Annotated in this window: 11 protein-coding genes and 1 pseudogene; 8 read left to right on the top strand and 4 right to left on the bottom strand. The window is 49.7% G+C overall.

What is annotated here, in order from left to right:
- Window positions 1–543 precede the first annotated feature (543 nt).
- Complete coding sequence (locus tag M8013_RS22890; RefSeq protein ID WP_271270035.1) at window positions 544–1,413, top strand: toll/interleukin-1 receptor domain-containing protein; 870 nt, start codon at window positions 544–546, stop codon at window positions 1,411–1,413.
- 269 nt (window positions 1,414–1,682) lie between these two features.
- Here M8013_RS22890 and M8013_RS22885 read toward each other — a convergent pair.
- A pseudogene (locus M8013_RS22885) lies at window positions 1,683–1,961 on the bottom strand (hypothetical protein); the annotation flags it as partial.
- 322 nt (window positions 1,962–2,283) lie between these two features.
- On the opposite strand from M8013_RS22885, the gene M8013_RS22880 reads away from it, so the two are divergent.
- Window positions 2,284–3,324, top strand: coding sequence for a LacI family DNA-binding transcriptional regulator (locus tag M8013_RS22880; protein ID WP_271270034.1), 1,041 nt, complete (start codon window positions 2,284–2,286; stop codon window positions 3,322–3,324).
- A 49-nt stretch (window positions 3,325–3,373) separates the two neighbouring features.
- On the opposite strand, the gene M8013_RS22875 is transcribed toward M8013_RS22880, so the two are convergent.
- Both M8013_RS22875 and M8013_RS22870 read right to left on the bottom strand, forming a co-directional pair.
- Entirely contained in the window at window positions 3,374–4,417 is a 1,044-nt protein-coding gene (locus tag M8013_RS22875) for a nuclear transport factor 2 family protein (protein WP_271270033.1), read from the bottom strand.
- Between the two features lie 53 nt (window positions 4,418–4,470).
- Window positions 4,471–5,517 (bottom strand): ester cyclase, encoded by a 1,047-nt coding sequence (locus tag M8013_RS22870; protein ID WP_271270032.1) that lies wholly within the window; start codon window positions 5,515–5,517, stop codon window positions 4,471–4,473.
- A gap of 498 nt (window positions 5,518–6,015) precedes the next feature.
- Between M8013_RS22870 and M8013_RS22865 the strand changes: the two genes are divergently transcribed.
- The 6 genes from M8013_RS22865 to M8013_RS22840 all read left to right on the top strand — a co-directional run bounded on the left by M8013_RS22865 (window position 6,016) and on the right by M8013_RS22840 (window position 12,149).
- A complete protein-coding gene (locus tag M8013_RS22865; protein ID WP_271270031.1) occupies window positions 6,016–7,362 on the top strand; it encodes an MFS transporter in 1,347 nt (448 codons plus the stop codon).
- 49 nt (window positions 7,363–7,411) lie between these two features.
- A complete protein-coding gene (locus M8013_RS22860; RefSeq protein ID WP_271270030.1) occupies window positions 7,412–7,957 on the top strand; it encodes an asparaginase domain-containing protein in 546 nt (181 codons plus the stop codon).
- A 56-nt stretch (window positions 7,958–8,013) separates the two neighbouring features.
- On the top strand, window positions 8,014–8,772 hold the full coding sequence (locus tag M8013_RS22855) for an HpcH/HpaI aldolase family protein (RefSeq protein ID WP_271270029.1): 759 nt from the start codon (window positions 8,014–8,016) through the stop codon (window positions 8,770–8,772).
- Window positions 8,773–8,774: 2 nt separating this feature from the next.
- Window positions 8,775–9,464, top strand: coding sequence for an alpha/beta fold hydrolase (locus M8013_RS22850; protein ID WP_271270028.1), 690 nt, complete (start codon window positions 8,775–8,777; stop codon window positions 9,462–9,464).
- Window positions 9,465–9,493: 29 nt separating this feature from the next.
- On the top strand, window positions 9,494–10,651 hold the full coding sequence (locus M8013_RS22845; protein ID WP_271270027.1) for a cupin domain-containing protein: 1,158 nt from the start codon (window positions 9,494–9,496) through the stop codon (window positions 10,649–10,651).
- A 97-nt stretch (window positions 10,652–10,748) separates the two neighbouring features.
- Entirely contained in the window at window positions 10,749–12,149 is a 1,401-nt protein-coding gene (locus tag M8013_RS22840; RefSeq protein WP_271270026.1) for an aspartate ammonia-lyase, read from the top strand.
- Between the two features lie 37 nt (window positions 12,150–12,186).
- On the opposite strand, the gene M8013_RS22835 is transcribed toward M8013_RS22840, so the two are convergent.
- On the bottom strand, window positions 12,187–12,975 hold the full coding sequence (locus tag M8013_RS22835) for a DeoR/GlpR family DNA-binding transcription regulator (RefSeq protein ID WP_271270025.1): 789 nt from the start codon (window positions 12,973–12,975) through the stop codon (window positions 12,187–12,189).
- Window positions 12,976–12,977: the final 2 nt, after the last annotated feature.

The following is a 12,977-nucleotide window of genomic DNA, read 5'->3' as shown; positions in this document are numbered from 1 at the left end:
AGTCGTGTTTGATAAGACCTTATGTCGTTAATTCGGATCTCATTTAACTTATGTATAGAAAAAAATCAAAGGGCCTATTTTTGTCCAAAATGTCTAGATGAAAGTCATAAAGATAATAAATTATCATTAAAGCTTGCACGACTTCGTTCCAAAAAAACTGATGAGACACTTCTACATTGCCCAGTATGTAACCTGGAACATAGAGTGAAAAGAGAAGCTTGTGATATTAATCATCAAACATCAACTAGTGATACATGCCCAGGGGATGTCATTTCAGCTGAGTATAGTAACTGTCTGGCTTGTGGTTATTAATAATAAACCTATTGCTCACTTGGCCGTGCTAAAGTGTGTTAGACCGATAGTGTCTGCATTTCATGAGCTGCTTATCCAATCGCTGAGTTCTATACAGATAGTTGTGCAAAGCTTGGCCGGGATGAATGGTTGAAAGGATTACATAAGGAGTTTTAGCTGGACAAGCTCTGGAATACGTTGTCTGCCTAATAACTGTTACGCCTCACTTCTAAATAGAGAAGGGTTCTACTAATGCCAATATTTATAAGTTACTCACATGAAAATAAGGACTTCGTGGACAAGCTTGCAATTCAATTGGTCCATAGAAATGTAAATGTATGGCTTGATCGATGGGAGTTAAGTATTGGTGACTCGATTATCGACAAAGTGCAGGATGCTGTAGATGGAGCAAGCGCACTTCTAGTCATTCTGTCAAAAGCATCCATTGCTTCCGAGTGGTGTAAAAGGGAACTTTCATCAGGTTTTCTACGTGAGCTTGAAGAAAAACGAGTTGTTGTAATGCCTGTGTTATTGGAAGACTGTGATATCCCTCTTTTTGCAAGAGGTAAACTATACGCTGATTTTCGAACTAGCTTTGATGATGGTTTAAGAACTGTTGTCGAGGGGATAGCAAAAGTAACTAGTCCTTTTCTCGCTAGAGCAAAAGAGCCGGAGTATCATGTTGATTGGTCAATCGACTGGGGTGACGTAAATGGTCTGTTCGCAATAATTCTTAACTTTGTAGAGCAAGCACAGAATCAACCATACACTTGCCTCACAAATATCGAAGTATTGTGTTCACCAGTAGCAACAGAAAAATATGAAGCCAGAAAAGAATCAATTGGTGAGGAGCATGCACGAGCTTATATTGTTCGTGTGATCAATGAGTATTTTCAGGCCAGACCAGACTTTCGTCCACTGTTAGTGACCGAAAGAGAACAAGTAGAAAAAGTCACAGTGTTAGGATCCGATGATGGAGAAGAATACCGACTTAGAATTAGTGTTCGCAGGCTAGGTGAAGATACAGGACGCAATGTTCTGGTTAATACTACAACGCTAATTGCGCAATCATATGAACACATGAGTTCAGTCCTCAAGCGGCCGGACTCAGAAAAAACATAACTAGAAAAGGCAGTGGATGCTTCTCACCGCTTATTTGGGCGTTAGCTGATTTAGTTATCGGGGGCAGGTCAGGGCGTCATGTTGACTTTCCGGCTCCAAAACCTGTTTCCTGGAATGATCCTGAGATGGCATATGACAACATGTTACTAAATTTTGGAGGTTATCTGGCTGCTTTCTTGTGCATATGCTACAAAACATCAACAAGAAAGCACGTCTTCTAACGTGAAGAACATCAAAGGCTTGCTGTAACGCCTTTTTTTGGCAATCAGTCTTGCCACCATGGCAGAGGCTTGCTCTGGTCCTTCTGAGTCGCGGATTTCTTCAACAGCAGCAGCAACATCTTCAAAGAGGCCGTCAGCAAATGACGCCTCGACAAACCCGGCTACATCATCCCGATCGTCAAAAGTTTGCAGGTTGGCTTTGATGGTATTGTCCAAAGTCATGTGTTCTGTGACCGCCAGTTGGCCGGTCCGTTTGACGATTTCCAGTGGTGTAGCAACGGAGGACGAAGAGGGCGCGGCAGTTAAAGCTGTCGATATCGGCTGCAAGGATAGGTAAATGTATGATTAATCGTATTTTGTGGGCGGTTATGAATTAAATGAACGACGAACTACATTTAACATAATATACATTATGCGCACTAAAGTCATACACGCGATATTCTGATGTTACTTTCAACTCAGATACCGGCGTTAGTGTTCCCGAGAATTTGTTCAGATCGACGGTTCCCACCATGCGTGGGTAGAAATGTTGAGGAAACAAGTACGAGCGTTTACTATCTGTTATATCAATGAATTATAATGACGAACCGCGTTGAAAATAGTTCGCCTTACCTCTTTCAAACGGTTTACAGGAAACAGTTGTGTAAAAATGGCCACGAAAGAACCTAAAAATCAACCTGATGGTGAGAAACGATACGCAAGAGCATCGTCCTACGATGTTGCGCATGCTGCAGGTGTGGCGCAATCAACCGTTTCCAGATGCTTTAAAGAAGACAGCAATATTTCGGAATCCACTCGCGCCCGGGTACTTAAAATTGCTGCCGAACTGGGATATACGCCAAACAGCCTTGCGCGCTCGCTGATTACGCAACGCTCCAATATGGTTGGGGTGATATGTTCTGAGTTCACGCTGTGTAACAACCCGGAACTCGTAAATGCTATCTCCAGTGCGCTGAAACAAGCCAATATCAGCATGCTGTTGATGATTGTCGAAAACGAGAGCGCGATCGAAACCACGTTGCCAGAAGCACTCGCCTACCCTCTTGATGGCCTTATTTCCTGCGTTTTTATGGACGAAGAGCAAATTCAGCTGTTTGTAAAACGCCGCGTGCCTATTGTCTTCTTTAACCGAAATATTCGCTCTAAAGGAACGGACTGTATTTTGACTGATCAGGCCGAAGGGTCTGCTCAGATGGCGTCAAGACTTCACGCTGCTGGACATCGGCGTATTTTATGCGTGGGTGGCCCTATTGATGCACCAGAAGATTCGGTTAGTCGCGCCAGATTAAAAGGATTTATTGAAGCCATCGATAAACTCGGCGGCGTAGACATCACCTGCATTCATGCTGGCTATACCTACGAAAACGGTCGAGATCAGTTTTTATCGTACTTCGCTGATTCCGCTCTGCCTGAGGCCATATTTTGCGTAAACGACCAGCTTGCACTTGGCGTAATGGATGCGTGCCGTTATACGTGTAACCTGTCCATTCCTGACGCGGTTTCTGTCGCGGGATTTGACAATGTTTCCGATGCTGGCCGGCCTGTCTATAATTTGACGACGATCCATCAACAAATCGTTCCGATGGCAACCCGGGCAGTAGATTTGATTTTAAGACGCATTGCCCAACCGGAATTACCGGAAGAAACCGTCACGATCCGCGGAATACTTATCGCGCGGACGTCAGCTTAGCCAAAAAATTCGGGCTCCTCGTTCAGAAGGAGCCCAGTGCATCAACCGCTTAATTATTGTTCACACTGTCATTACGCAGAATCTGTGCGAGGATTGCTATCTCGTCATAGATCCGCCATTCGCGAATTATTTTGCCGTTTCGGAATTCGAAGTGGCTGGAACCAAGAATATTAATGGGGGCATTGTTTGTCGGCCCGTAAACCGGCGAGCCTGAGTAGGTCCCTTTCAATAACCAGATGGTGGCGACGCGCAACCCTAAATCCTCGGAATCATGAACACAGATATCTTTTACTTCCAGCTTGCCATCTGGAATAAAGGACAGCAGTTCCATTGTTTCCATTTGATATGGGTTGATGCCCATGACCCGACGCATACGGACGGTTTGACAGACGATGTTGTCTGCACAATGCTCAGGAACTTCATCAAAGAATTTTTGATTCCATACGCGATCAAATAGTGCCAGCACAGTTTCACACTCTGCCCTGCCAATATCGGGACGAGGGCCGGAGATCCCTCGGGCCAGAACGTTATCAATGCTATCCAGCGCCGTAATTGAGGAGTTTTCACGATTAATTGTCGTTCCCAGTACGGGCGATTTCTTCGCTAAATCGGCGGCAACTTTATAAGGATCTAAACCGAGGTGCTCAAGAACGGCGAATTCGTCACGGATAACCCACTCTTCAACAACCAGATTATCTTTTACCAGGCAATGAGCGACGCTGCGGTTGACCCAGTCTTTTCCTGTCGGCGGTCCATAGGTCCAGTGCCCTGTGTGCGTGGCATTATTAAGCACCCGGTGCGAGGAGATAAAACCATCGTCACCGCGTTTTTCCCACACAACATCATCATGTCCGCCGCCGCGATTAGGAAACGCCACCATCTTTTGCAACGAGTTACTAATGACATTATCCATCCCGTAGGTTTCGCCATAGGCGGTATGGACTTTGACATCGGGAGAATAGTGATCGTGGATATGGCCGAGTCCGCGCGCAATCCAGATTTTATCGGTCCAGCTAGTAATATATTCACGCGGATTGCGGTAAGGCGCATACGCAGCCGGATTCACTTTTGTCAGTTCTTTATCAATAGTCATATTTCACTCATTAATAATAAGATTGATCGGTACGGAATAATATGAGCCAGTCTTTACCTGTCATTAATCGCGGTCGTGTTATTACGCGCCCGAATAATCTGCGCCATGACGGCAATCTCATCGTAAATACGCCACTCGCGCAGGATTTTCCCGTCGCGCATTTCATAGTGCGAGGTGCCGAGGATTTTTACCGGGCTATAGGTAGGTTTGCCATACAGAGGCACACCGCAATACGTCGCTTCCATCACCCAGATCACCGCGATGCGCAGCCCGAGATCCGGTGACTCATTGACCACGATATCGCGCACTTCCATCTTCCCGTCCGGGAACGCGGCGAGCATATTGATGATTTCGCGCTGGTAACACTCAATCGTCTGCTCCCGGTGCATTCTGACGGTATGAGAGACAATTTTGGGATCGCAGTACAGGTTAACGCGATTGAAAAGTCTCTGGTTCCAGACCTCTTCAAACATGTTCTGAATTAGCTCACACTCTTTCAGATAACGATGCGGTCGCTTGCCGGACACCCCTTCGACAGCAGGATTGCCAATCTTGCCCACAAACGCCCCACCCGCCCCTAAATCGAGTAACTCCCCGGTCACAGGCGAAGCCGCGGCCAGATCGGCGGCAACAACTTCGGGATCCAGACCCAGCGACTGAAGCACGGCATATTCGTCGCGAACCAACCACTCCTCCACCACTTTTCCGTCACGCACCAGACAGTGAGCAACCGTACGAGATATCCAGTCGCGACCCGTTGGCGCGCCGTAGGTCCAGTAGCCACTGTGAGTGCCGGTTTTTAAGACCCGGTGTGAAGAGATAAAGCCATTTTCCCCACGCTGTTCCCAGACAACGTCTTCTCCGGTTCCGCCGCCGCCATTGGGGAATGCGCTCATCTTCATAACGCTGTTCTGAATGACATGGTCGATATCGTAGGTTTCGCCATAGGCAGTGTGGACTTTGATGTCATCGGCATAGTGTTCGCGAATCCGCCCGATACCGCGGTCAATCCAGATTTCGTCCGTCCAGCTCAGAATGTAATCCCGGGGATCGCGATAAGGGGCGTAAGCGCCCGGAGAAAGATGATCGTCTGCAAACATAATGTGTACCTCAACGGGTGAAAGTGATGGCGAGTCATGTGGATGCACAAATCAATGCATTCGAATGCACCCTATCATCACTTTTACCCAGGCACAACAACCCAGGCTGCAATCCTCACTAATAAATTAACAACCCATTGACAATGATCGCTGACGAGCAATCAAATATCTCAATGCATCCCCCGCCGATAAGCTCCCTGTCGTGGGTACCGCGCTACGTATCCAAAAGACTGCAAGCCCCTAAAGGCAGGGGTGCAAGGATGTTTGCCACCATGATTAGCCACCTTCTGCCTACTGCTGAAACAGGAAAGGAAAGTCTGATAGCCGCGTGGATGTGTAATTAGAACGCGCATCACATTTTTTACAATGAGGTAACATTTGGCGGGTTCGCGGTTTGACTTCTGACCTGTGTGTATGTAGGTTCAAATCAGTGCATTGGAATGCATTAAATATTCCGCCGATTGACGCGACACCCTGGGATTAACCAAAAGGTGCATTATGAATAGAGTTGTTTCTCCAGATGTTGGCTTTGTCTCCGTCGCTGAACGAGACACTGCAGCCACAAATAAAATTGCCAGAAAGGCGGTACGCGCCGCGATGATCGGCAACTTTGTCGAATGGTTCGATTACGGTATTTTCGGTTACATGGCGCCCCTTATCGCGACGATATTTTTCCCCAGTGAAGATCGTTCCGCTGCGCTCATGATGACCTATGCCGTATTAGCCCTGACGCTGTTCTTCAGACCGATTGGCGGCATCTACTTTGGTCGAATGGCGGATAAGCTGGGGCGGAAAAAAGTCCTGGCGATGACCATCCTGATTATGGCAGCAGCGACCGGCGCAATAGGTCTTCTGCCTACACACGCCCAGCTGGGAACCCTGGCCCCGGCATTGTTGATCCTCTGTCGACTGGTACAAGGGTTTGCAGCGGGCGGCGAGTATGCTGGCGCAGTGACCTTTGTCGTGGAGTATGGCCCGAGTAAAAAACGCGCATTCTATGCCAGCTTTGTTGGCGTGAGCGTCTTTATGGGACTACTCGCCGGTTCAAGCCTGGTAGGTTTGCTCTCTCATTCAATGTCTTCAGAGACCCTCACCTCCTGGGGATGGCGAATTCCGTTCCTGCTCTCTATTCCTATTGGCGCGATTGGGTTATACATCCGCATCAAACTTGAAGATACGCCTGAGTTTAAAAAGGTCCTGCAGTCCGGGAACGTGGACTCTGCCCCGTTGCGCGGTGCATTGAGTACGCAGTGGAGAAATATGTGCGTCTTCTTTAGTTTTGCTATCTGTAATGCGGTTGCTTCGTATTTGTTCGGTAGCTATTTGACGACCTATCTTATTGAGGTCGCCAACCATACGAAACCGGATGCATTATTCTCCAATTCCATCGCGCTGGTTGTTTTATGCTGCCTGTTGCCGCTGGGCGGAAAGCTGGCGGATCGCTATGGCCGTAAGCCCATGATCCTTACTGCAAGCACTCTGGCCGCAGTGATTGCCATACCGACATTTATTATTGCTGGAATGAGTGGCTTTAATGTCGCCGTCATCGCGCAGCTGATGTTCATGATGATCTTCTTCTTTATCACCCCCTCGGTGACGGTCAGCATGGCGGAAATGTTCCCTGCCAGCGTCCGCGTCACGGCGGGGGCAATATCCTACAACCTGGCGTTCACTGTATTTGGCGGCACGACACCTTTCGTTTCCACTGCGCTCGTTGGCTGGACGGGGGATAAACTTGCCCCGGCTTATTACCTGGTCGCTGTGGCTATCTTTACGACGATTTCCGTTGCGCTGTTTTATCGGGAACGCGGCGGCGCAAACCTTGAGATTATTAAACAAGCCTGAATGTCCTGAAATATGTTAAACGCTAACCGTGTTGAGCGAGTTTCGTAATATGACTGACGAACTGAACGTTAATTTTCGAAAGAATTTCAGGATTGCGCTGATCATGACCGGTGGAACCATAGCGAAAACCTACGATCCACAGGCGGCTCGCATGTGTAATGCCGATATAACGATAGATACCTATATCCGCGCTCAACGACTGCCGGGAACAGAGATACGTTATATCGACTTAATGCGTAAAGACTCTCTTGAAATTAGCGCCAGTGACAGAGATCTGATCATTGAGCGTGTATTAGCAGAAAGTCGCGATAATGACGCCGTCATTATTACCCACGGTACGGATACGCTGGCGCACACCGGGGAGGCGCTTTATCAGTGCTTACCTGCCCCGCTAATTCCTGTGGTGCTGACAGGGTCGATGATCCCGTTAGTGGTGCAACACACGGACGGGATACAGAATATTACCGAAGCGATTCTCGCCTGTAAGCTGCTTCCCGCCGGTATTTATACTGTATTTCACGGCACGGTACTGCCCTTCCCTGGCGTAATGAAAGATCGTGAGCAGATGACATTTGTGCGAACCGAATTAGCGTAACGTTCTCCAACATCTATTCACGGATACCGATATATTTGTTCATAGAGAGATTTATTATGCGGCCTAATCGATTACACGATCTTATCAGCCTGAATAAACCTGCGCTCAACGCCTGGCTTTCCTGTAATAGTCCCTATATTGCGGAAGTCCTGGGCCATTGCGGTTTCGATTCCGTGACGGTCGATCTGCAGCATGGGCAATTAGGTATGGATGCCGTGCCTTCATTATTACAGGCGATTTCAGCTACTGCTGCCATGCCACTGGTACGTTGTTCCGAAAACAATTTTGGCGAAATTAATAAAATTCTGGATTCGGGGGCGTATGGCATCATCTGTCCGATGATTGATACCCGGCAGGATGCTGAACGCTTCGTACGGGCCTGCCGCTACCCACCTCTGGGCGCGCGCAGCTTTGGGCCAGCGCGAGGATTACTTTATGGCGGCAGTGATTATTTTAATGCGGCAAACAGCACCTTACTTACGCTGGCGATGATTGAAACCGTAAAGGGCGTACAGAATATTGACGATATTCTCGATGTCACCGGTCTTGATGGGATCTATATTGGCCCGAACGATCTGGCAATCAGTATGGGTATCGCCCCTGGCGGCAACTGGGAAGACGCAGCGCTGGGCGTGACGATTCGCCATATTATCGAACGTTGTCAGAGCAAACAGAAATATGTCGGTATTTTCTGTAACGACATGGCAATGGCTTCAGCAATGAAAGAGGTGGGGCTGAATATGTTGACGCCAGGCAATGATATTCAGCTGCTGCGTTCCGCTGCCACTGCCCGGCTCGCGCAATTACGGGGATAACCATGAGACATCCCCTCGTCCTTCTTCCCGGAACCCTGTGTGACGATCGGCTCTGGAGTGCACAGCTGCACGGGCTTTCAGAGGTCGCTCAGCCACGGGTTATCGATATCAGTTTCGCGGACAGGATGACAACCTTAGCGCCCAGAATTCTGGAGCACCTGCCCCCTCGCTTTGCCCTCGCGGGCTTCTCTTTTGGCGGGATTCTGGCGTTTGAACTCTGGCGCCAGGCGCCACAACGCATCACGCATCTTGCGCTCATCGATACAAATGCACGCCCGGATTTGCAGGCCGACATGCGTGCGGAACAACGCCAGGCAGCAAGAAGGATGGGTATTGGCCCCTATGTGCGTCAGCAACTGCTGCCCGGTTATTTATGCCACGAAATGAAAAACCCGGACATTGAAGAGACGATTGTCGCAATGGCGCAGAGGTCAGGGATTAACGTATTTGATCGACAGATGCTGGCAGTCCAGCACCGTCAGGACAGCCGCGACGACCTGCATGCTATTACGGTGCCGACGCTGGTGACCGCAGGTCTGGAGGATCAATTATGCCCACCAGCTCTGCAGTGGGAAATGGCAGACAGGATCCCCGATGCCCGGTGCGAGCTCTTACCACAATGCGGCCACTTTTCTCCCCTCGAGAAGCCTGAGCGCATCAATAAGCTTCTTGCTGAACTACTCACGCATTAGCCGTAATCAAACTGAAGACAGGATCAATCATGACTACCAAAACCACTACCCTGAGTACCCGTATACTGAGACGTTCGCAGATGGTACCCGAACGCGTCGCATTTATTGACTGCAAGATGCCCGGTTCGCACCTTAAAGAGAATTACTCCCTGATCGGTTCCGGTGTTAGCCAGGCCAGTAAAAAAGAGATCTGCATTAGCGAGCCGCACGGTTTTGGTCTGGGCGTGGCGGCAATGCCTGCCGGGATCACCAATAATCTGCATATCCATTACACCGCCGAAGTTTTCATGATTTATCACGGTAAGTGGCTGTTCCGCTGGGGAGCAAACGGGGATGAAGGCGAAATCGTCGGTGAGGCCGGGGATATCATCTCTATTCCGACCTGGATATTCCGTGGTTTCACCAATATTGGAGACGATCATGGCTGGATATTTACCGCGCTGGGCGGCGACGATTCCGGCGGAATTATCTGGCATCCCAACGTGCTTAAATCCGCCGCGGAGCATGGTTTCTACCTGACGAAAGCGAATCAGATGATCGATACCGAGGCTGGCGAAACCGCCCCCGCCGCTGAGGAACTGGTTCAACCGCTCGATGCCGCCGCTATTGCCGCTCTCCCGCATTATTCGGTAGCGAAAATGTGCGAGCGTGCGATCACCCGCGGCGAGCGCCAGTTCTCATCTTCTGCGCTGCTCGACAGCATCCTTGATGGACATGGTGCAGAACTGGCCCCCGCCATTGGCTATGGGATCACCCAGGACCGTCTTCAACATCCTAAAGTCACCAACCCTCACGGACTGTCGATTGAGTGGGGCCGCATCCCTGCGCATGGGCAAATTGGGCAGCATAAACTGACCCAGAAACAGGTTCTGATTATGTTTAGCGGGGAGTTGGAGATTACGCTCCATGACGCGGCCAGTGAAAACAGAGACACGCTGCAACCCCAGGATGTCTTTTCCTGTCCTGAGAATGTCTGGCGCAGCTTCCGCGCCGTCGGCGATCGTCCCGTTGAATTTGTGCTGTTAACCGCAGGCGATCAGAGAAAACACATCGAATGGTCGCAAGAGATTATCCAGCAAGCCGCGTCCAGAGGGCTTGCCATCGATCCTGATGGCTACATTGCGCCGGTTTCGATGCTGCCCCCCGCCATTCAGGATGCGCTCGCGAAACCGGAATATGCAGAGTAACGGTTTGTCTGCGGCTAAACCTTATCTGCTTGCGAATTCACCTCGCGGGCAGATAAGGCCAAACAACATCCGTTCTAACATCCAATAAGGAAGAGGTATGCGTACCGAACATGATGCTTTGGGCTGTCGGCAAATTGAAGACGCCTGCTACTACGGAATTCAGACTCAGAGAGCGCTTGAGAACTTTTCAATATCGGGAACCACCATCGCGCAGATCCCGGGTTACATTGAGAGCCTGCTTGAAATTAAGAGAGCGGCCGCGATGGCCAACCATCGTATTGGCAAGCTGACCGATGCTCAACTCTCGGCCATCGTCCAGGCAGTTAATGAACTTATTGCGTCACCCCAGCCGCAGCAGTTCCCGGTTGATATCTATCAGGGCGGTGGCGGGACGTCGACAAACATGAACGTCAATGAAGTGCTCGCCAACCGCGCAAACGAGATCTTAACCGGCGTAAAAGGCTATGACGAAGTCCATCCCAATACACACATCAACATGTGTCAGTCGACAAATGATGTTATTCCCTCCGCAATGAAGATGACCGCCTTTCGCCTGCTGGGCGCACTTGAAGAAGCGCTTCATCCGTTTATTGCCGTTTTGGGTGAGAAGGTCGAGGCGTTCTCCGATGACGTAAAGCTTGGCAGAACCTGTTTGCAGGATGCGTTGCCGTTAACCCTGGGTCAGCAGTTCAGCGGCTACCGAAGCGCGTTTGAACGTTCCGCGCAATTGATCAACAGCGTGCGTCACCTCTGTCTTGAACTGCCAATGGGCGCGACGGCCATTGGCACCGAGTTTGGCACCTGGCCCGGATATAAAGACGCTTTCTATTCTGTGCTATCCACCAATACGGGGCTCGACTTCACCCCTGAAAAGAATCTCTTTGATGCCCTGCAAAACGCAGACTTCTGGATTACCGTCTCTGCCGCCCTGAAAAGCACGGCCAATATCCTCAACAAACTCGCGTCCGATCTTAGAGTGATGGCATCCGGCCCCAGAGCCGGATTAGAGGAGATCACCCTCCCCGCTGTTCAGCCGGGATCCTCAATTATGCCAGGCAAGATCAACCCGGTGATACCGGAGATGGTGATTCAGGTTTATTTCCGCGTGTTGGGCAACGATCTCAGTATTACCCGTGCCTGCGAAGGTGAACTGGAACTGAATGTCTGGGAGTCACTGATACTGAATAGTCTCTGCGAATCCTGCCGACTCCTCACGGAGTGTCTGCCTCTGTTCAGTGACAAATGCCTTAAGGGTCTTATTGCTAACCGGGAACGCTGCGCACAGGATGCCGGTAACTCGTTAGCGCTTTCTACCGTTATTGCGACACTCTTTGATTATAAAACCGCATCGGATGTGGCGAAAAAAGCGGATCAGGAGGGCAAAAGTATTTATCAGATTGTCGTTGAAACGGGTCTGCTGTCCGCAGAGCGCGCCTCTCAACTTCTCGATCCAATAGTATTAACCCGTCCAGAACTGTTTCACAAACTCTATAAATAACCCAGCAAACAGATGCCATCCGTAGGCTCTACAAAGCTTACGGATTTTTCTGCACGTCAGAGGAAACCGGGTGAAGGCGTAAATTAAGCTGCTGGAGCTGATGAATAACCTCAACAGGCAAGTGGTTGTCACAAATCACATCGTCCACCTCTTCCAGCGCGCAAATATGGAACATGCCATATTTCCCGTATTTACTGCTGTCAGAGACCAACACTTTACGTCGGGAGGACGCTAATACCGCGTGTTTAACCAGCATCTTCCCTTCATCGGGCGTTGATATTCCCCGTTCTGCATCCCATGAACTGGAGCTGATGAAGGCAATATCAATATTGTGCTCGCGAATGAACCGAGCGGCGCTGTGTCCTACGGATGAACGGTTGCGGGCGTCCACCCGCCCGCCGGTGTGGTACAGCTCGATAAGCGGCGCAGACATCAGAAATTCAGCGATCATAAAATCATTAGTGATGACCGTGAGCTTTTTCATTTTGCTGGCGATCAGGCGGGCAATTTCATAGGTGGTGGTGCCGGCATCCAGATAGACCACACTCCCTGGTTCAATAAGGCTATCGGCCACCCTTCCGATGTTGCGTTTCACCGAATGATGGAGCATGGCCTTTTCGATATACGGTAACTCCTGTATCAAGGCGTCATTCAGCTTCGCGCCGCCGCTGATCAAACTGACCTTACCTTCATTCTCCATATCTTTTAAATCACGACGAATGGTCATGTGAGAGACATTCAGGAGCTTAACCAGGTCGCTGATGGCCGCATGGGCATGCTGATGCAAATAGCTATAGATATAGATGCGGCGTTCATCAGGTAGCATTC

Origin of the sequence: Silvania confinis (assembly GCF_025564085.1) — a bacterium.
In the GTDB taxonomy this organism is placed as follows: Bacteria; Pseudomonadota; Gammaproteobacteria; order Enterobacterales; family Enterobacteriaceae; genus Enterobacter; species Enterobacter confinis.
The sequence above is the reverse complement of the archived record's forward strand: the minus strand, read 5'-3'. Positions and strand labels throughout refer to the sequence as shown.